Raw genomic sequence first — 19,003 nt, 5'->3', positions numbered from 1 at the left:
CTAGCCCGTCGCCGAGGGACGCGGTGTGAGACCGGGGCTGGGCTCGGCCGGCTTCTTGTCGCCGCCCCCGCCGCTTCCATGGTCGTTCTCGCCACCCGAGGACGGCGGGGTGGGGGACTTCCCGGGCTCGGGCGACGGAGTGCCAGGTTCCGGCGCGCCGGTGCCGGTACCGGACGTCCCATCGCCGTAGATCGGGTCGACGGTGAACGAGTGCCCCTTGGGGGTGTCGCCCTCCAACTGCTCCAGGGCCTTCTGGCGCTCCTCGTCGCTCAGGGCCTCCCACGCCTTGGCGTCCTCGAGACGCGGCTGGAGCTTGTCCCAGTTCTCCCCGCGGGTCTTGATGTCGCCCCCTCGGTGGTCCGAGTCGTCCCCGTACTGCTCGTTCTTCTCGCGGACGTCGGGAGTGTCGGCGGCGTAGAGCATGAACAGCTGCTTGTCCGTGTCCGAGCCGTACGGATTCTTCTGCAACTCCTGGAGGTAGTACGCGCTCAGGCGGATGTCCTCGTTGGGGTTCTCCTCGATGTATTTGGTGAGTTGGGCATCGCTGAGGTCTCCCAGATAGGTGCCGTCCGCCGCGGTGAACGCCTGTCGGTGTTGACCGATCACATTACGGGCCGTCCCCAGCTTCATATGCGTGATACCGAGCGACTTGTCCGGCTTGATCGTCTGCTGGAGCGTCCAGTTGAACATCCTGCCGAAGCTCGGCAGGAGACCGCGGCCGTCCTTGTCGTAGTTCTGGTACCACTGCTGCTCCTGCCAGAGGATCGACAGCAGCAGCGTCTTGCTCATTCCGGTCTCCTTCGCGGCCCGTTCCACGGCGGCGAGCTGCGCGGGGGAGACATTGATCGGATGCGGGCCGTCGGGCGCTCCCGTCAGGCGCAGTGCGATGGCAAGCGGGCTGTTCTTCTTCAGCGCCTCCTTGACCAGCTTCGGGTCGGAGATCTCCGTGAGGCCCCTGATGGTCCGCAGCGCGGCCGACGCCGTGGTGTCGGCCTTGGTCGCGCGGGACAGGGCGTCCTCGATGATGCCCTGGGCGTGCCGGATCGGCTCCGACTCGCTGTCGTCACCTTTGCCGGAGGCCACCGGCTTGGAGTGGGAGACGCGACCGCTGTCGTCGACGGTCAGCTCATGGTCCTTGGCGTAGCCGAGCGCGCTGCTCAGATCGCGCTGCGCGGCCTCGATCTCGTCGGCCAGGTCGTCGTAGACGCGGCACAGCTCGCGCAGCGCCAGATGGGCCGCCTCGTAGTCCTCGGCGTGCTTGACGAAGGTGCGGCGGGCGGCGAGCCCCGCGTCGGACACCCACTGCTTCTCGATCGTGCGGGCCACGTCGTCGCGGGCGAAGGTGCCGATCTCCTCGCAGTGCTTGGCGGCGCTGAGAGCATCGGTGGCGGCGTCGCGCCAGGCTTGCGGGCTCGCGGAGTGGAGGTCGGGTACGGAGACCATCAGGCGCCCTCCAGCCAGCGGGCGTCCTTGCGGAGTTCCGCCTCGATGGAGTGGTCGGTGTCCATGTAGTCGTCCATGGCGTCCGTGATGGCGGCGGCCGCTTCCCTCGCCGACTTGCCGAGCTCGTGCAGGCGGTTGCGCCATGCCGTGACGCACTCCTGGTTGGGCTTCGCGACCGCCCAGCCGGAATGGGCCTTCCCGGCGGCCTCGGGGTCGTCCAGCTTGATCTTGTTCTGCCCCGTCGCGCTGGCGGTGTGGAAGGCGCCCGCGGTCTTCTTCGGGGACGGCGGATCGATGAAGAGGCCCGGCAGTCCCGGTTGATCGGGAAACAAGGACATCAGGCTTACCCCCAAGTAGCCGTAATGTTCATGTACTTGGCACCGTACTCGGCGCCCCGCCGAAGGACAGGGTGCCGCGCGCACGGGCGTGGTTTCAGTACAAGGCTGTGACGGCCCCGGGGGAAAAAGCAGACCGCAGGGGTGACCCTGTGGAGTGGGGTTGACCCACCGACGTGGGGGTCAGCCCTGGGATGCCTTGGCCGCGGCGCAGTCACCGCAGGTGCCGAAGATCTCGATCGTGTGGGCGACGTCCACGAAGCCGTGCTCGGCGGCGATCGCGTCGGCCCACTTCTCGACGGCGGGGCCCTCCACCTCGACCGCCTTGCCGCAGGCGCGGCAGACCAGGTGGTGGTGGTGCTCCTCGCTGTTGCACCGGCGGTAGACCGCCTCGCCCTCCGTGGTGCGGAGCACGTCGACCTCGCCGGCGTCGGCGAGGGACTGGAGGGTGCGGTAGACGGTGGTCAGGCCGACCGAGTCGCCGCGGTGCTTGAGCATGTCGTGGAGCTCCTGCGCACTGCGGAACTCGTCCACCTCGTCCAGTGCCGCCGCCACCGCGGCGCGCTGCCTGGTGGACCGGCCGCGTACTGGGGGACCGGCGGTCGCCACAGGTGCCTCCTCAACCTCGCATGCTCCGTCGCTCTCGGGGCCCGTTCCGCGCCCACCGCGCTTTCTGCCCGGCCATTGTGCCAGTTATCGCTTGGGTAGCGGACGAGAGTGATGGGATGGGCGATGGAGCGGGGCATTGGCCGGACAGTGGACTACGAGCGTGCACTACGAGCAGTGGACCGTACGAGTACATCGTCCCTCAGAGTGCATCGTTCCTCGGCCTCGGCCACCCGCCCCGCGCGTCTTTTCGCCAGGGGCGCGGCCAGGGCCGTGATCAGGGCGAAGACGCCGATGGCGAGGACGACGATGCTCGCGCCGGGCGGGACGTTCTTGTAGAACGAGAAGACCGTGCCGGACAGGGTCACCACGACGCCGATGGTGATCGCCAGGGCGAGCGTCATCGCGAAGCCCCGGGTGGCCTGCTGGGCGGCGGCGACCGGGACCACCATCAGGGCGCTGACCAGGAGCAGGCCCACGACCCGCATGGCGACGGTGACCGTGACGGCCGCGGTGACGGCCAGCAGCAGATTGAGCGTGCGCACCGGCAGGCCGGTCACCCGGGCGAACTCCTCGTCCTGGCAGACCGCGAACAGCTGGCGGCGCAGCCCCAGGGTGATCAGTACGACGAAGGCGGCGAGCAGGGAGATCGCGACGACGTCCTCGGGGGAGACCGTGGTGATCGAGCCGAAGAGATAGGTGGTGAGGTTGGCGTTGGAGCCGGTCGGCGAGAGGTTGATCAGCAGCACACCGCCCGCCATCCCGCCGTAGAAGAGCATCGCGAGCGCGAGATCGCCGCGGGTCTTGCCGTACCAGCGGATCAGCTCCATGAGGATCGCGCCGAGGGCGGAGACGACGACGGCGGTCCACACCGGGTTGGTGCCGGTCAGGAAGCCGAGGGCGACGCCGGTGAGGGCGACATGGCCGATACCGTCGCCCATGATCGCCTGGCGGCGCTGGACGAGGTAGATGCCGACGGCGGGCGCGGTGATGCCCACCAGGACGGCGGCGAGCAGGGCCCGCTGCATGAAGGCGTAGTCGAGGATCTCGAGCATCTCAGGTCAGCAACCCTGTCCGGATCGGTTCGGCGTCGGGCGCCGCATGGGGATGGACGTGATCGTGGCCGGGCAGCGCGTGCTGGCCCACGGCCTTGGGCGGCGGCCCGTCGTGGACGACGCAGCCGTCACGGAGCACCACCGCGCGGTCGATCAGCGGCTCCAGCGGGCCGAGCTCATGCAGGACGAGCAGGACCGTGGCGCCGCCGGCGACCTGCTCGCGGAGGGTGCCCGCGAGGATCTCCTGGCTGGCGAGGTCTACCCCGGCCATCGGCTCGTCCATGATCAGCAGCTCCGGTTCGCCCGCGAGGGCGCGGGCGATCAGTACGCGCTGGTGCTGACCGCCCGACAGGGCGCTCACCGGGTCCCGGGCGCGGTCGGCCATGCCGACGAGCTCCAGGGCCCGCTGAACGGCCGCCCGGTCGGCCTTGCGCGGCGGCCCGAACCGGCGGCGGGCCAGCCGCCCCGCCGAGACGACCTCGCGCACGGTCGCGGGGACGCCGCTGGCGGCGGTGGTGCGCTGCGGTACGTAACCGATCCGCGCCCAGTCGCGGAAGCGGCGCCGGGGGATGCCGAAGAGGGCCAGCTCACCGCCGCTGAGCGGCACCTGGCCGACGATGGACCGTACGGCGGTGGACTTGCCCGAGCCGTTGGCGCCGAGCAGCGCCACGACCTCACCGCGGCGGACGGTCAGATCGATGCCGCGCAGCACCGGGCGGCCACCGAGGGTGGCCGTCGCGCCGCGCAGGGATATGGGGTCCGCGGCCGGGTCCCCGGCCACCCCGGATTCCTCCCGGGCGGCCCTGGACTCCCCGGCCGCGGCGGCCGCCGACTCCCCGGCCGCCCCGGATTCCCGGGTCTCCTCGGCTTTCATGGCTTCCTCCGTCACTTGGCGCCCAGCGCCTTCTTCAGCGCCTTCAGATTGGCTCGCATGACCTGGATGTAGTCGTCGCCCTTGGACTTGGAGCCGATGCCCTCGATCGGGTCCAGTACATCGGTCCGCAGATGGAGATCGCCCGCCAGCGTCCTGGCCGTGCGGTCGCTCACCAGGGTTTCGAAGAAGACGGTGTTGACCTTGTCCTTCTTGGCGATGGCGTGCAGCCCCTTGACCCGGGCCGGGCTGGGCTCGGACTCGGGGTCGAGCCCGGAGATCGCCTCCTGCCGCAGGCCGTAGCGCTCGGCGAGATAGCCGAAGGCGGCATGGGTCGTGATGAAGGTGTCCGAAGAACGGCCCTTCAAACCGCTCCGGAAGTCCCGATCGAGCGTGTTCAGCTCCTTGACCAGGGCGGTGGTGTTCTTCTTGTAGGTCGCGGCGTGGTCGGGGTCGGCCTTCTCCAGCGCCTTGCCGACGCCCTTGGCCACCTGGGCGTAGCGCACCGGATCCAGCCATATGTGGGGGTCGGCGGCCGCGTCGCCTGAGTGGTCGTGCCCCTCGTGGCCGTCGTGCCCTTCCTCGCCCTCGTGCCCCGGCTCGCCCTCGTCGCCGTGCTCGTGCTCGCCCTCGACCTCCGTGCCGTGGTCCTCCAGCGAGGTGTACGAGGCGGCGTCGGCCACGTGCTTCGGCTCGGCCTGGGCGATGGCCCGGTCGACGGAGGGCTGGAGCCCCTTGAGGTAGACCACCAGACCGGCCTCGCTGAGATCGGCGGTCTGCCGGGGGCTGATCTCCAGATCGTGCGGTTCGACGCCCGGCTTGGTCAGGGAGGAGACATGGACCGCGTTCCCGCCGATCCGCTGGGCGAGGAATTGCATGGGATAGAACGACGCCACCACGTCCAGCTTGCCGTCCGTCCTTCCGTCTCCGGCGTTGGTGGAGCAGGCTGTGAGGGTGGTCAGACCCAGTGCGGCGGCTCCTACGAGGGCGGTCGTGGGCCTGAGGCGGCGTATGTTCATGACTCTCATTTTCAACAAAGATGGAAACGATTGTCAACAACTGTCCTCTTGTTGATCGCTTCGACTATCGATTTGATCCGGGGGGTGCCGCCGCCGGTAACCTGAAGCATTCGCTTCGTCGTCAGTGTCGTCATCAATGAAGAGAGCACCGTGGCCGCCGACAAGATCGACACCATCGTCAGCCTCAGCAAGCGCCGTGGCTTCGTCTACCCGTGCAGCGAGATCTACGGCGGCCAGCGCGCCGCCTGGGACTACGGACCGCTCGGCGTGGAGCTGAAGGAGAACATCAAGCGGCAATGGTGGCGTTCCACGGTCACCTCGCGTGACGACGTCGTCGGACTCGACTCGTCCGTGATCCTGGCCCGTGAGGTGTGGGAGGCGTCCGGCCACGTCGCCACCTTCACGGACCCGCTGACCGAGTGCACCTCCTGTCACAAGCGGTTCCGCGCGGACCACCTGGAGGAGGCGTACGAGGCCAAGCACGGCCGGCTCCCCGAGAACGGCCTGGCCGACGTCAACTGCCCGCACTGCGGCAACAAGGGCAGCTTCACCGAGCCCAAGCAGTTCTCCGGGCTGCTCGCCACCCACCTCGGCCCGACCCAGGACTCCGGCTCGGTCGCGTATCTGCGCCCCGAGACCGCCCAGGGCATCTTCACCAACTTCCTCGCGGTCCAGCAGACCTCGCGCAAGAAGCCGCCGTTCGGTATCGCGCAGCTCGGCAAGTCGTTCCGCAACGAGATCACGCCGGGCAACTTCATCTTCCGTACGCGTGAATTCGAGCAGATGGAGATGGAGTTCTTCGTCAAGCCGGGCGAGGACGAGAGGTGGCACGAGTACTGGATGGAGCAGCGCTGGAACTGGTACCGGGACCTCGGCATCCAGGAGGCGAACATCCGGTGGTACGAGCACCCCAAGGAGAAGCTCTCCCACTACTCCAAGCGCACCGCTGACATCGAGTACCGCTTCAGCTTCGGCGGTTCGGAGTGGGGCGAGCTGGAGGGCGTGGCCAACCGCACCGACTTCGACCTGAAGGCGCACTCCGCGGCGTCCGGCCAGGACCTGTCGTACTTCGACCAGGAGGCCGGCGAGCGCTGGACCCCCTACGTCATCGAGCCGGCGGCGGGCGTGGGCCGCGCGATGCTGGCCTTCATGCTCGACGCGTACGTCGAGGACGAGGCGCCCAACGCCAAGGGCAAGATGGAGAAGCGCACCGTGATGCGGCTCGACCCGCGGCTGGCGCCGGTCAAGGTCGCGGTGCTGCCGCTGTCCCGCAACCCGCAGCTCTCGCCGAAGGCCAAGGGGCTCGCCGCGGACCTGCGCAAGCACTGGAACATCGAGTTCGACGACGCGGGCGCGATCGGCCGCCGCTACCGCCGCCAGGACGAGATCGGCACGCCCTTCTGCGTCACCGTGGACTTCGACACCCTCGACGACAACGCCGTCACCGTGCGCGAGCGCGACACGATGAAGCAGGAGCGGGTCTCGCTCGACCAGATCCAGTCCTACCTCGGCGGCCGTCTGATCGGCTGCTGACCCCGGCCGGGCCACCGCGCCCGGCTCGCGGTCCGGGCCATCGCGCCCGGACCACGGGTACCGGACACATACCCGACGACGGGCTCCGGTGCCACGGACGCGAGATCCGTGGCACCGGGGCCCGTCGACTTGGCAGAACGGGGGTTCACCAGTCGTGCGAGGCGTGACGCACCACATCACCGCCGTCCACGAGGACGGCACGGTCTTCGAGGTGAGCTACGGCTACGGTCCGGGGCAGCGGCGGCTGCTCGGCTGCCGGCACTGCGACTGGCAGGAGCGGATCACCTACGGCGGCGCCCGGCACAAGGGGCTCGACCACCTCGCCCAGGCGCACGGGGCCCTCGGCTCGCCGCGGATGACCGCCGACGCGGCGGCGCGCCGGCAGGTCGTCCTCATCATGCTGGCCTGTTTCGCGGTGGCCGCGGTCATCGTCTGGTGGGCCGCCTCCCAGGGGTGAACCGGCGGTCCTCGCGGACGGTCCGCCGTTCCCCGCCGAGCGCCAGCGCCGTGCACACCGCCGCCAGCGGCAGCTCCGCGCAGAGGGCCATCGCGACCGCCGCCACCAGCTCTCCGCCCGGCGCGGCCGTCACCGTGTCGAACCACGCGTCCACCACCAGCAGCGCCCCCGTCGCCGCCGCGGTCAGCCGGTGGCGGTCGTCGCCGCGGCGGCGCAGCGCGGCGGTGGAGAGCAGCCCGAGCGCTTCGAGGGCGTCCAGGCCCACCCATGCGACGTTCCAGTGGCCGACCCGCGCCGTGGACGGCAGCGTCCGGGCCAGTACGTACAGCCAGGGGACCAGCGCCGCCCCGGAGAGCAGCAGCACCGACTCAGGCCGCACGAGCCGCCGGGCAAGCGTGAGCCGCGTCCTTCGCGACGTCCCCGGGCCGGTGGGCGCGGCGGTCGCCGAGCCGGTGGCGGTAGTGGGCGCGAACAGGGTGGTCATGGCGCGGATCTCCTTCCGGGCCCGGCCGGTCGTGCCGGGCACACCGTCAGCCTGTCCGGCGCCGCCTCCGGTGTCGGTCACATCAGTTGCCGACTCGGGGTGGCACCAGATACACCCCGGATCCGGGCATGTGGTCCAGCGCGCGGCCGCCCGGCGCCGCTCTAAGGTCGTCGCATGAGCCTCCGCACCGCGATACGCCCTGCCTTCGGGCGTTCGCCGCACCGGCTGCGGCGCGACGCCCGCTTCGGATTCGCGGGTATCGCGGTGCAGTTCATGGCCTGGGCGGCGCCGATGAGCGTGCCGTGGCTGATCTACGACGACGCCTCGTGGCCGATGGACATCCTGCTCGCGCTCACCGTCCCGCTGGCCGCCCCGGCCGTGGCCACGCCGCTGCTGACGCGCGTGCAGCGGTGGCGGTTCGGGGCGCTGCTCGGCGCCCGGATCACCGGGCCCCGGATGTCGTGGCGGCAGCTGTGGTACCACCTGCTGGCCGGACCGGCGGTGGCCTTCGGCGGGGTGCTGGCCTGGAGCTCGGCCCTCGTGGGCGTGGTGGCCGCGACCGCTTTCCTCTGGCGGCAGCCGGCCGGGCGGCTGAAGTTCCTGCCCGACGCCACGGTGGCCGCGTATCTCACCGTGGGCGGCCTCGTCCTGCTGGCCCTGGCGTACTGGCTCATCGGCGCCCTCGCCCGGCTCGACGCCCGCGCCGCCACCGCGCTGCTGGGCCCCGTCCCCGCCAAGGAGCTGGAGCGGCGGGTCGAGGACCTGACCGAGAGCCGTGCGGGGGCGGTCGACGCGGCGGATGCCGAGCGGCGTCGCATCGAACGCGATCTGCACGACGGCGCACAGCAGCGGCTCGTCTCCATGGCGGTCAACCTGGGGCTGGCCAAGGCCACTCTCAAGGATCTGCCGGACGAGGCACGGCAGGTCATCGACGAGGCGCACCGCGAGGCCAAGGAGGCCATCGAGGAGCTCAACAACCTGGTGCGCGGGCTGCACCCGGCCGTCCTCGACGAACTCGGCCTGGACGCCGCCCTCCCCGGGATCGCCGCCCGCGCCCCGCTGCCGACGCGGCTGCACGTCGACGTCCCCGAGCGGGCCGCCCCGACGGTCGAGGCCGTCGCGTACTTCGTCGTCTCCGAGGCCCTCGCCAACATCGCCAAGCACGCCAGGGCCACCCGGGCCGAGGTCACGGTCGTCCGGACCGGGGACACGCTGCGGGTGGTCGTCACCGACGACGGGGTGGGCGGTGCCGACCCCGCGCGGGGCAGCGGCCTCGGCGGGCTCGCCAAACGGGCCGGGTCGGTGGACGGCACGTTCGACATCAGCAGCCCCCGCGGGGGCCCGACCGTCATCACCGTGGAGCTGCCGTGCGCGCTGTGATCGCCGAGGACTCGGTTCTGCTGCGGATCGGCCTGGTCAAGGTCGTACAGACCGCTGGTTTCGAGGTCGTGGCGGAATCGGACGACGCGGAGGGGCTGCTGGCGGCGGTCGAGGAACACCGTCCGGACATCGCGGTCGTGGACGTCCGGATGCCCCCGGGCTTCGCGGACGAGGGCGTCCGGGCGGCCCTGCTGATCCGGCGGCAGTGGCCGGACACGGCCGTACTGCTGCTGTCGCAGTACGTCGAGGAGCGGTACGCGGCGGATCTGCTGACGGCCCACACCGAGGGGATCGGCTATCTGCTCAAGCAGCGGCTCGCGGACGTGGAGGAGTTCATCGACGCGCTGCGCCGGGTGGCGGGCGGCGGCACCGCCCTGGATCCGCAGGTCGTGGCCCAGCTGCTGGTACGACGGCACAGCGATCCGCTGGACCGGCTGACCCCGCGCGAGCGGGACGTACTGGAGCTGATGGCGGGCGGGCGGTCGAACGCGGGGATCGCGGGGGCGCTGATGATCAGCGAGAGCGCGGTGGCCAAGCACATCAACTCCATCTTCGGGAAGCTGGACCTGCCGGTCGCCGAGGCGGACCACCGCAGGGTGCTGGCCGTGCTGCGCTTCCTGGGCGTGGGCTGAGGGGCGCCCCGAAGGGGCGCGGGGCTGTGTCGATGTGCGGTCGGCTCCGCCGCGTGGGGGTGCCCGGCGGTAACGCGTACGCCTGCGGCGGGCTGCCCCCTCCCCGCCCCTTCCCGAATCTGGGGCTCCGCCCCAGCCCCCGGCCCGGGGCCCCGCCCTGGACCCCAGCCCCCCGGGCGGGGGCTCGGCCCTGGACCCTGGCCCCTGGGCTGGGGCTCGGCCCTGGGCTCCGGGCCCTGGGCCGGGGGATCCGCCTCAGACCTCAGACGCCGGACGCCGGACGCCGGACCCCGGCTGGGGCTCGGCCCTGGGCCCTGGGCTGGGGATCCGCCCTGGACCCCGGGTCCTGGGCTGGGGATCCGCCTCAGACCTCAGACGCCGGATGCCGGACGCCGGACCCCGGCTGGGGCTCGGCCCTGGGCTCCGGGCCCTGGGCCGGGGGATCCGCCTCAGACCTCAGACGCCGGATGCCGGACCCCGGACCCCGGCTGGGGCTCGGCCCCGGGCCCTGGACCCTGGGCTGGGGCTCGGCCCTGGGCTCCGGGCCCTGGGCCGGGGATCCGCCCCAGACCTCAGACGCCGGACGCCGGACCCCCGGCCGGGGCTCCGCCCCAGGCCCCCGCCCCTGGACCCCGGACCCCGGACCCTGGGTCGGGGCTCGGCCCTGGGCTCCGGGCCCTGGGCTGGGGATCCGCCTCAGACCTCAGACGCCGGACGCCGGACCCCCGGCCGGGGCTCCGCCCCAGGCCCCCGCCCCTGGACCCCGGACCCCGGACCCTGGGTCGGGCCCCCGGGGCCTGGACCCCGGGCCCTGGGCCGGGGATCCGCCTCAGACGCCAGACGCCAGACGCCAGACGCCGGACCCCAGACCCCCGGGCCCTGGACCCCGGACCCCCGGCCGGGGCTCCGCCCCAGACCCTGGGCCGGGGATCGCCTCAGACCCCGGACCCCGGACCCCAGGCGCCGGACCCCGGGCCGGGGGGCCGCCCCGGGCCCCGGGGTCCAGGGGCGGAGCCCTTGGTATCGGGAAGGGGCGGGGAGGGGAGCAGCCCGCCGTAGGCGTACGCGTACCGCCGGGCAGCCGTTAGCGGGCCCGTAGACCGTCCAGCAGCAGCTCGCAGACGGCCGCGAAGGCCGGGTCCATGTCAGGCTCCGACCAGCGCGGCGCGTAGACGGGGTCGTGGAACTGCGCCGTCGCGTCCCACAGCGCCCGGCCCGTGGCACGGGCGTCCCGCATCGTGAACTCCCCGCTCGCGATGCCGCTTTCGACGATCGTGGTGAGCTGGCCGATCATCGTCTCGACATGGCGCGCGGCGATCTCGCTGTTCTCGGTGGCCAGCGCCAGATACGTGGCGAAGAGCTCCGGATCGACGCCCGCCTTGCGGCGCTTGGCGGCGAACAGGGTGAGCAGCCAGTCCTCCAGCCGGTCGGCCGCCGGGCCCTTGGCGCGGGCGATGCGGGACAGGCTGTCGTGCTCCTGGTCCAGCCACCGCGCGGTGACCGCCTCGCGCAGCGCCGTCTTGGAGCGGAAGTGGCGGTAGACGCTGCCGTGGCTGACCCCCAGCGCCCGGGCCACGTCCACCACCGTGGCCTTCGCGGGGCCGTAGCGGCGCAGCACGTCCTCGGTGGCTTCGAGGATGCGGGCGGGCGTCAGGGGGGTCTCGGGCGGCGGCGGCATCGGGTCCCTTACTTCTTCTCGCTGTCGAGGGCGGCCATCTGGGCCTCCGGGTAGCGGTCGCCCGCGGCGGCGTCAGCCGGGACGGCGTCCTCGATGGCGGCCAGGTCGTCGGCGTCGAGCGTAACGTCAAGCGCGCCCAGGGCCTCGGCCAACTGGTCGCGGCGGCGGGAACCGACGAGCGGGACGATGGCGGTGGAGCGCCGGGCGCCCTGCGCGAGCACCCACGCGATGGCGATCTGGGCGACGCTGACGCCCTTGGCGCCGGCGATCTTGCGAAGGGCCTCCACGAGTTCGAGGTTGCGGTCGAGGTTCTCGCCCTGGAACCGCGGGGCCCTGCTGCGGAAGTCCTGGCCGTCCGTCGTGCGCTCCCGGCTCCAGTGGCCGCTGATCAGCCCGCGCGAGAGCACTCCGTACGGGGTGATGCCGATGCCCAGCTCACGGCAGACGGGCAGGATCTCGTCCTCGATACCGCGTGCGAGCAGCGAGTACTCGATCTGGAGATCCGAGATCGGGGCGACGGCGGCGGCCCGCCGGATGGTCTCGGCGCCCACCTCCGAGAGGCCTATGTGCCGTACGTAACCCGCCTGTACGGCCTCGGCGATGGCCCCGACCGTCTCCTCGATCGGGACGGCCGGGTCGAGGCGGGCGATGCGGTAGATGTCGATGTGGTCGGTGCCCAGCCGCTGGAGCGAGTACGCGAGGAAGTTCTTGATGGCGGCGGGACGGCCGTCATGGCCGGTCCAGGCGCCGTCCGGGCCGCGCAGGGCGCCGAACTTCACGCTGGTCAGGGCGCGTTCGCGGTGGGCGGCGGGGGCGGTGCGCAGGGCCTCGTTGATGAGCAGTTCATTGTGGCCCATGCCGTAGAAGTCGCCGGTGTCGAGCAGGGTGATCCCGGCGTCGAGGGCGGCGTGGATGGTGGCGATGGACTCGGCGCGGTCGACGCCGGCGCCGTACATGGGGGACATGCCCATACAGCCGAGGCCGATCGCGGAGACCTGGGGGCCGGTGGTGCCGAGCTGGCGGTTCTGCACGGGGGTGCTCCTTGGGATTTCTTTCGGGGGTCCAAGGAGAGAGTGGCATGTGCGATGACAGATTTCAATATCTGTCATCGCCTACCGGCCCGGTCACCCTGTCTGTTTGCTCCGCGAGCTCCTTACGACACCTTGCGCGGCAGTCGCAGGCTCATCAGCAGGGTCAGCGCGATCGCCCCCAGCTGGGCCGCGAGCGTGATGACCAGCGCGTCACCCATGCCCGCCGACGGCCCCAGGGACAGGAAGAGCGTGCCGAGCGTCGCCACGCCCAGCGCCAGCGCCGACTGCTGGGTGGTGACCATCACGCCGCTGCCCACCCCGGCCCGCTCGTTCGGCACATCGGCCAGCACGATCCGGATCAGCACCGGAAGCTGGAGCCCCTGCCCGAACCCGGCCAGCGCGACCCCCGGCAGCAGCCCGGCCAGCGACAGATCCGGCCAGTCCCGCCATACGGTCAGCGTCAGCAGCGCGATGCCCACCGCCTGGATCAGCCCGCCCGCGGTCACCACACGGCTGCCGTACCGGCCCACCAGACGCGGCCCCATCAGCGAGGCCACGAAGAACGTCGTGGCCATCGGCGCCAGCGCCAGCCCGGCCTCCACCGGCCCGTACCGCAGCCCCTGCTGGAGCGCGACCGCGATGACGAACATGAAGCCGCCGAAGCCGATCGAGAACGGCACCACCATCGCCAGCCCGCGCCGCAGCCCGGGCAGGGCGAACAGGCTCGGCGGCAGCAGCGGCGTCCTCCCGGCGCGGTCCGCGCGCCGCTCCACGGCGTAGAACGCGGCGGCCACGAACGGGAACGCGCCAAGACCCAGCCAGGTCCACAGCGGCCAGCCCGCCGCCCGTCCCTCGGTCAGCGGCACCATCAGCGTGATCAGCGACAGTGCCAGCAGCACGGTGCCCGGCACGTCCACCGGCGCGGGCCGCTTCGAGCGGGTCTCGGGGACCGTACGGACCGCGAGAACCAGGCCGAGCAGCGCGACCGGCACATTGACCAGGAAGACCGCGCGCCACCCGGTGCCCGCGATGTCCGCGGCCACCAGCACACCGCCCAGGATCTGCCCCGCGACCATGGACAGACCGGCCGTCGCGCCGTACATGCTGAGCGCGCGGGCGCGGCGCGAACCGCTGGTCGAGGAGTGGATCGTGGCCAGCACCTGCGGAAGCATCAGCGCCGCCGAGGCGCCCTGCGCCACCCGGGCGCCCACCAGGCTCCAGGCGTCCGGCGCGAGCCCGCAGGCCAGCGAGGTCAGCCCGAAGGCCGCCATCCCGGCGAGGAAGAGCCGGCGCCGCCCGAAGGTGTCGCCCAGCCGTCCGCCGAGGACCAGCAGCACCGCGTACGCCACGCCGTATCCGGCGACGACCAGCTCCAGTACGGCCGGACCGGCGTGGAGGTCCTGGTCCATGGTGGGCAGGGCCACATTGACGATGAAGAAGTCGATCAGCGGCAGCGCCGCGCCCAGCAGCACGGTGAACAGCCCGAGGGGGCTCAGCGCGGGTCCGGAGGAGGTGCGGGTCCTGTGGGTCCGCCCAGGGGTCTCCGTCGCGCCCGGGGCGGCGGTTCTCGTTCGCATCGTGGAAGTCTGCGTTTCGGTCACGCTTACGAAGATCCTGCGTCGCTCAGGCTGGTACCAGAGTGTCTTTATCCTGGTACAAGAACTACCTGGCAACCGGCTGAGCCCTCGGGCACCCTGGAACCATGACCACGATGGTGCGGGACGCGACGACCGGAGCCACCGCCGAGAGCAGGAGCGCGGGGGCCGAGATACGGCGCGGCGAGCTGGCCGCTTTCCTCCGCAGCCGGCGGGAGCGGATCACGCCCGAGCAGGTGGGGCTGCCCCGGGGCCGCCGCCGGCGCACCCCCGGGCTGCGCCGCGAGGAGGTCGCGCAGCTCTCCGCCGTCGGCGTGACCTGGTACACCTGGCTGGAACAGGCCCGCGACATCCATGTCTCGGCGCAGGTCCTCGACGCCATCGCCCGCGCGCTGCTCCTGGACCGCAGCGAGCGCGCCCATCTGTTCGCCCTCGCGGGGGCCGTCGACCCGACCCCGGCGAGCGAGTGCACGGGCATCCCGCAGTCGCTTCAGCTCATGCTGGAGCGGCTCGAACCGTTCCCCGCCTGCGTCCAGAACAGCCGCTTCGACCTGCTCGCCTACAACCGCAGCTACCGGCTGCTGATGTGCGACCTGGACCAGGTGGCGCCGGAGGACCGCAACTGCCTGTGGCTGGCCTTCACCAACGACGAGTGGCGCTCCAGCCTGGTGGACCGGGACGAGACGATCCGGCTGATGGCGGCCAAGTTCCGCGCCGTCATGGCCGAGCATGTGGCCGAGCCCGCCTGGAAGGCGATGGTGAAGCGGCTGGAGGAGGCCTCGCCGGAGTTCCGGGAGATCTGGGCCCGGCATGAGGTGATCCGGCCCGGCGACAAGATCAAGGTCTACCGCCAGTCGCGGGTGGGCATCCTCCGGCTGGCCTCCACCAGCCTGTGGACCGGCCCCCAGCAGGGCTCCAAGCTGCTCACGTACACCCCGGCGGACGTGGAGACGCATGAGCGGCTGGAGCGGCTGCATGCGCTGGCGGTGGCGGAAGAGGCCACAACGGGGGAGACGGCCCCGGCGACACTCTGACGCGCCGGGCCCCCGGGGGCGTCCGGCGGACTCTTTCCCCTCCCCGCCCCTTCCCGATACCGAGAGCTCCGCCCCCGGCCCCCGTCTCCCGGGGCTCCGCCCCCGGCCCCGCTCTCTGGGGCTTCGCCCCTGGCCCCCGCTTCCTGGGGCTTCGCCCCTGGGCCCCGTCTCCTGGGGCTCCGTCCCTGGGCCCCGTTTCCTGGGGCTCCGTCCCTGGGCCCCGTTTCCTGGGGCTTCGCCCCTGGGCCCCGTTTCCTGGGGCTTCGCCCCTGGGCCCCGTTTCCTGGGGCTTCGCCCCTGGGCCCCGTTTCCTGGGGTTCCGTCCCTGGGCCCCGTTTCCTGGGGTTCCGTCCCTGGGCCCCGTTTCCTGGGGTTCCGTCCCTGGGCCCCGTTTCCTGGGGTTCCGTCCCTGGGCCCCGTTTCCTGGGGCTTCGCCCCTGGGCCCCGGTTCTCTGGGGTTCCGTCCCTGGGCCCCGTCTCCTGGGGCTTCGTCCCTGGGTCCCCGTTCTCTCGGGGCTTCGTCCCTGGGCTCTCGTTATCTGGGGCTTCGCCTCTGGGCCCCGTTCTTTCGGGGCTTCGCCTCTGGGTGGGCCCCCGGCCCCCGTCTCCCGGGGCTCCGCCCTCGGGCCCCCGTTCTTTCGGGGCTTCGTCCCTGGGCTCCCGTGACCCGGGGCTCCGGCCCCGGACCCGGGACCCCGGACCCCGGACCCCGGACCCGGGACCCCGGACCCCGACCCCGGGGCTCCGGCCGTCCCTTGGTCTCGGGGGCGACGAGGTGGCCGTGGGGGCGATCGGCTCGTCGGGTTGGGCACCGGCCGTGGTCGGCTGCTGCGTGGGCGGGGGCTGGGGCGGAGCCCCAGTTGGGGGGAGGGGCGGGGAGGGGAACGGGCCGCCGCAGGCGGTATGGTCCGCCGGACGCCCGCCCCCTCGCGCCCACTACGCCTTCGCGTTCGCCGACGTCTGCCCCGTCGGCACGCCCTCCTCGAACAGCGCGGCGGCGTGCCGCGTCGTCCTCTCGGCCCAGTGGCCCGTCGTCACCAGCCCCAGCAGCAGGATGACGGCACCGCACGCGGCGATGATCCACCACGCGGGGCGGGCCGCGTCCACGAACGACGCGGCGGCCGCGGGCGAGGCGGCGTGTCCCATCCCGCCCGCCGCCGCCGACGCGGCGCCCGCCGCCAGCACCGCGCCGATGACCGCGACGCCGAGCGATTGGCCCACCTGTCGGCTGGTGGAGGCGACGGCCGCGGCCACCCCGGCCTGGGTGCGGGGCATCCCGGAGACCGCCGTATTGGTGATGGGCGCGTTGACCATGCCGAAGCCGAGGCCGAACAGCACATAGCCGATCAGCAGCCCCGCATCGCTCGCCTGGGCGTCGAAGACGGCGAACAGGACCCCGCTGGCCGTTATGGCCACCCCGGCCACCAGCATCGACGGCCGTGGCCCGCGGGCGCCCACCAGCCGCCCGGACAGCGGCGCGCAGACGAAGCACATGAACGCCATGGGCAGCATCCACAGCCCGGCGTGCAGCGCGTTGAGCCCGCGCACGTCCTGGAGGTAGAGCGTGTTCATGAAGAGGTAGCCGCCGAGCGCCGCGAAGGCGCACACCGCGACGACCGTCGCCCCGCTGAACGGCGCGCTGTGGAAGAACCGCACATCGATCAGCGGCTCCGCGCGCCGCCGCTCGTAGCGGATCAGCGTGAGCAGCCCCAGGGCGGCGATCCCCGCACAGGTGGCGATCAGCGGCGAGTCCCAGCCGCGGTCCGGCGCCTCGATGATCGCGTAGGTGAGGGTGCCCAGCACCGCGATGACCAGCAGCTGGCCGATGGGGTCGGCCCGGCGCGGCTTGGGGGCACGCGACTCGGGGACGTAACGCGCGGTGAGGAGCAGCGCCGCGAGCCCGACCGGAATGTTTATCCAGAAGATCGAGCGCCAGCCGATGGACTCCACCAGCAGCCCGCCCACGATCGGCCCAGCCGCCATGCTGATGCCGACGACCCCGCCCCAGACCCCGATGGCGCGGGCCCGCTCCCTGGGCTCGGTGAAGACGTTGGTGATGATCGACATGGCGACGGGGTTGAGCATCGAACCGCCGATCGCCTGCACCATGCGGAAGATCACCAGCGCTTCCAGATTGGGCGCGAGGCTGCACAGCCCCGATCCGAGGGTGAAGATCACCAGCCCGGTCTGGAAGGTGCGCTTGCGTCCCACCCGGTCGGCCGTCGACCCCGAGAGCATCAGCAGGGCGGCGAGGACCAGGGTGTAGGCGTCGATCGTCCACTGCATTCCCGAGACGGAGGCGTGCAGATCACTCCGTATCGAGGGCAGCGCGACATTGAGGACCGTGTTGTCGAGGCTGACGAGCAGCAGGCTCATGCAGCAGATCGCCAGCACAAGCATGCGCCGCCGATGGCTGAGCTCACGCATGGTTGAACGCTACATCGATACCGTCGGTGCGGCGGTCATCACCGCCCTGTCGATCCCTCTCGCGGGTGCGGGACACGTTCCCTCTCGCGGGTGCGGGACAATGAGAGATCGGCCCGCCCTCCCACCGTAGTACGCACGAGGAAGCTGATCCCATGACGCAATCGCCGCAGACGCCGCACACGGAGCGGACGCAGCTGCGGATCGGACCCCATACGGTCCAGCCGCCGGTCGTCCTGGCACCGATGGCCGGGATCACCAACGCTCCGTTCCGCACCCTGTGCAGGGAGTTCAGTGGCGGCCGTGGGCTGTTCGTCAGCGAGATGATCACCACCCGGGCGCTGGTGGAGCGGGACGCCAAGACGATGCGGCTGATCCACTTCGACGGCACCGAGAAGCCGCGCTCCATCCAGCTGTACGGGGTGGATCCGGTGACCGTGGGCAAGGCCGTCCGGATGATCGTGGACGAGGATCTCGCCGACCACATCGACCTCAACTTCGGCTGCCCGGTGCCCAAGGTGACCCGTAAGGGCGGCGGCTCGGCGCTTCCGTACAAGCGGCATCTGCTGCGTTCGATCCTGCGCGAGGCCGTGACCGCGGCGGGCCCGCTGCCGGTGACCATGAAGATGCGCAAGGGCATCGACGACGACCACATCACCTATCTCGACGCGGGCCGGATCGCCGTCGAGGAGGGCGTGACCGCGATCGCCCTGCACGGCCGCACCGCGGCCCAGCACTACGGCGGCACCGCCGACTGGGAGGCGATCGCCCGCCTGAAGGAGGCCGTCCCGGAGATCCCGGTGCTGGGCAACGGCGATATCTGGTCCGCCGACGACGCGGTCCGGATGACGCGCGAGACGGGCTGTGACGGCGTGGTCGTGGGGCGCGGCTGCCTGGGGCGGCCCTGGCTCTTCGGCGACCTGGTGGCCGCGTTCGAGCCGGGCGGCGGGGCGCCGGTGCCCGGCCCCGGATCGTCGGTGCCCGGCCCCGGGGCCCCGGGGTACGCGCGGCCGACGCTCAAGGAGGTCGCGACCGTGATGCGCCGCCACGCCGAACTGCTCGCCGAGTGGCTGGAGGACGAGGAGCGCGGCGTGATCGACTTCCGTAAGCATGTCGCCTGGTACACCAAGGGCTTCTCGGTGGGCTCGGAGATGCGCAAGCGGCTGGCGATCACCTCGTCCCTCGCCGAACTGGACGCCCTGCTGGCCGAGCTGGACCTGGACCAGGAGTGGCCCCCCGGCGCGGACGGCCCGCGCGGCCGCACCTCGGGCCGCAACCGCGTGGTGCTGCCCGACGGCTGGCTGGACGACCCGTACGACTGCGCGGGCGTCGGCGCGGACGCGGAGCTGGACACCTCGGGCGGCTGAGCCTGGTAGACCGGGGCGTAGGGCGGGTAAGGGTCGTAAGCCGGGTGGACCGGGCGCGA

At 72.0% G+C, this 19,003-nt stretch carries 17 protein-coding genes; 6 read left to right on the top strand and 11 right to left on the bottom strand.

Going from position 1 to position 19,003, the window contains the following annotated elements; genetic code table 11:
• The 6 genes from ACJX2R_RS19400 to ACJX2R_RS19375 form a co-directional block, all read right to left on the bottom strand.
• Entirely contained in the window at positions 1–1,443 is a 1,443-nt protein-coding gene (locus tag ACJX2R_RS19400) for a hypothetical protein (RefSeq protein ID WP_413101162.1), read from the bottom strand.
• Positions 1,443–1,781, bottom strand: a complete 339-nt coding sequence (locus ACJX2R_RS19395; protein WP_413101161.1) for a hypothetical protein — start codon at positions 1,779–1,781, stop codon at positions 1,443–1,445. The genes ACJX2R_RS19400 and ACJX2R_RS19395 overlap by 1 nt, the downstream gene beginning before the upstream one ends.
• Before the next feature lie 180 nt (positions 1,782–1,961).
• Positions 1,962–2,387, bottom strand: a complete 426-nt coding sequence (locus tag ACJX2R_RS19390) for a Fur family transcriptional regulator (RefSeq protein ID WP_020871449.1) — start codon at positions 2,385–2,387, stop codon at positions 1,962–1,964.
• Positions 2,388–2,539: 152 nt separating this feature from the next.
• Complete coding sequence (locus ACJX2R_RS19385; protein WP_413101160.1) at positions 2,540–3,439, bottom strand: metal ABC transporter permease; 900 nt, start codon at positions 3,437–3,439, stop codon at positions 2,540–2,542.
• Between the two features lies 1 nt (position 3,440).
• The gene (locus ACJX2R_RS19380) at positions 3,441–4,313 is read right to left on the bottom strand and encodes a metal ABC transporter ATP-binding protein (protein ID WP_413101159.1); all 873 of its coding nucleotides are present in this window, start codon (positions 4,311–4,313) and stop codon (positions 3,441–3,443) included.
• Positions 4,314–4,324: 11 nt separating this feature from the next.
• The gene (locus tag ACJX2R_RS19375; protein WP_413101158.1) at positions 4,325–5,329 is read right to left on the bottom strand and encodes a metal ABC transporter substrate-binding protein; all 1,005 of its coding nucleotides are present in this window, start codon (positions 5,327–5,329) and stop codon (positions 4,325–4,327) included.
• 150 nt (positions 5,330–5,479) lie between these two features.
• Between ACJX2R_RS19375 and ACJX2R_RS19370 the strand changes: the two genes are divergently transcribed.
• Both ACJX2R_RS19370 and ACJX2R_RS19365 read left to right on the top strand, forming a co-directional pair.
• Positions 5,480–6,862: a glycine--tRNA ligase gene (locus ACJX2R_RS19370; protein ID WP_413101157.1), complete on the top strand. Its 1,383-nt coding sequence runs from the start codon at positions 5,480–5,482 to the stop codon at positions 6,860–6,862.
• 163 nt (positions 6,863–7,025) lie between these two features.
• A complete protein-coding gene (locus ACJX2R_RS19365) occupies positions 7,026–7,319 on the top strand; it encodes a hypothetical protein (protein ID WP_262700091.1) in 294 nt (97 codons plus the stop codon).
• Here ACJX2R_RS19365 and ACJX2R_RS19360 read toward each other — a convergent pair.
• On the bottom strand, positions 7,288–7,845 hold the full coding sequence (locus ACJX2R_RS19360) for a hypothetical protein (RefSeq protein ID WP_413101156.1): 558 nt from the start codon (positions 7,843–7,845) through the stop codon (positions 7,288–7,290). The two genes, ACJX2R_RS19365 and ACJX2R_RS19360, sit on opposite strands and share 32 nt — an antisense overlap.
• 132 nt (positions 7,846–7,977) lie before the next feature.
• Here ACJX2R_RS19360 and ACJX2R_RS19355 point away from each other — a divergent pair, with 132 nt between their 5' ends.
• Together ACJX2R_RS19355 and ACJX2R_RS19350 are read left to right on the top strand one after the other, a co-directional pair.
• The gene (locus ACJX2R_RS19355) at positions 7,978–9,183 is read left to right on the top strand and encodes a sensor histidine kinase (RefSeq protein WP_413101155.1); all 1,206 of its coding nucleotides are present in this window, start codon (positions 7,978–7,980) and stop codon (positions 9,181–9,183) included.
• The gene (locus tag ACJX2R_RS19350; protein ID WP_413101154.1) at positions 9,171–9,815 is read left to right on the top strand and encodes a response regulator; all 645 of its coding nucleotides are present in this window, start codon (positions 9,171–9,173) and stop codon (positions 9,813–9,815) included. Before ACJX2R_RS19355 ends, ACJX2R_RS19350 begins: the two co-directional genes overlap by 13 nt.
• 1,084 nt (positions 9,816–10,899) lie before the next feature.
• On the opposite strand, the gene ACJX2R_RS19345 is transcribed toward ACJX2R_RS19350, so the two are convergent.
• From ACJX2R_RS19345 to ACJX2R_RS19335, 3 genes are all read right to left on the bottom strand, one after another.
• The gene (locus ACJX2R_RS19345; protein WP_262700095.1) at positions 10,900–11,493 is read right to left on the bottom strand and encodes a TetR family transcriptional regulator; all 594 of its coding nucleotides are present in this window, start codon (positions 11,491–11,493) and stop codon (positions 10,900–10,902) included.
• Positions 11,494–11,501: 8 nt separating this feature from the next.
• On the bottom strand, positions 11,502–12,524 hold the full coding sequence (locus tag ACJX2R_RS19340; protein ID WP_413101153.1) for an aldo/keto reductase: 1,023 nt from the start codon (positions 12,522–12,524) through the stop codon (positions 11,502–11,504).
• A 122-nt stretch (positions 12,525–12,646) separates the two neighbouring features.
• A complete protein-coding gene (locus tag ACJX2R_RS19335; protein ID WP_413101152.1) occupies positions 12,647–14,101 on the bottom strand; it encodes an MFS transporter in 1,455 nt (484 codons plus the stop codon).
• 125 nt (positions 14,102–14,226) lie between these two features.
• Between ACJX2R_RS19335 and ACJX2R_RS19330 the strand changes: the two genes are divergently transcribed.
• Positions 14,227–15,153, top strand: coding sequence for a helix-turn-helix transcriptional regulator (locus ACJX2R_RS19330; protein WP_413101151.1), 927 nt, complete (start codon positions 14,227–14,229; stop codon positions 15,151–15,153).
• A 936-nt stretch (positions 15,154–16,089) separates the two neighbouring features.
• On the opposite strand, the gene ACJX2R_RS19325 is transcribed toward ACJX2R_RS19330, so the two are convergent.
• Positions 16,090–17,580, bottom strand: a complete 1,491-nt coding sequence (locus ACJX2R_RS19325) for an MFS transporter (protein WP_413101150.1) — start codon at positions 17,578–17,580, stop codon at positions 16,090–16,092.
• A gap of 152 nt (positions 17,581–17,732) precedes the next feature.
• Here ACJX2R_RS19325 and dusB point away from each other — a divergent pair, with 152 nt between their 5' ends.
• Positions 17,733–18,944, top strand: a complete 1,212-nt coding sequence (dusB, locus tag ACJX2R_RS19320) for a tRNA dihydrouridine synthase DusB (protein WP_413101149.1) — start codon at positions 17,733–17,735, stop codon at positions 18,942–18,944.
• Positions 18,945–19,003: the final 59 nt, after the last annotated feature.

The organism is Streptomyces sp. Inha503, from assembly GCF_047215865.1.
Lineage (GTDB): Bacteria > Actinomycetota > Actinomycetes > Streptomycetales > Streptomycetaceae > Streptomyces > Streptomyces lycopersici.
This window is presented reverse-complemented; position numbering and strand designations above follow the sequence as displayed.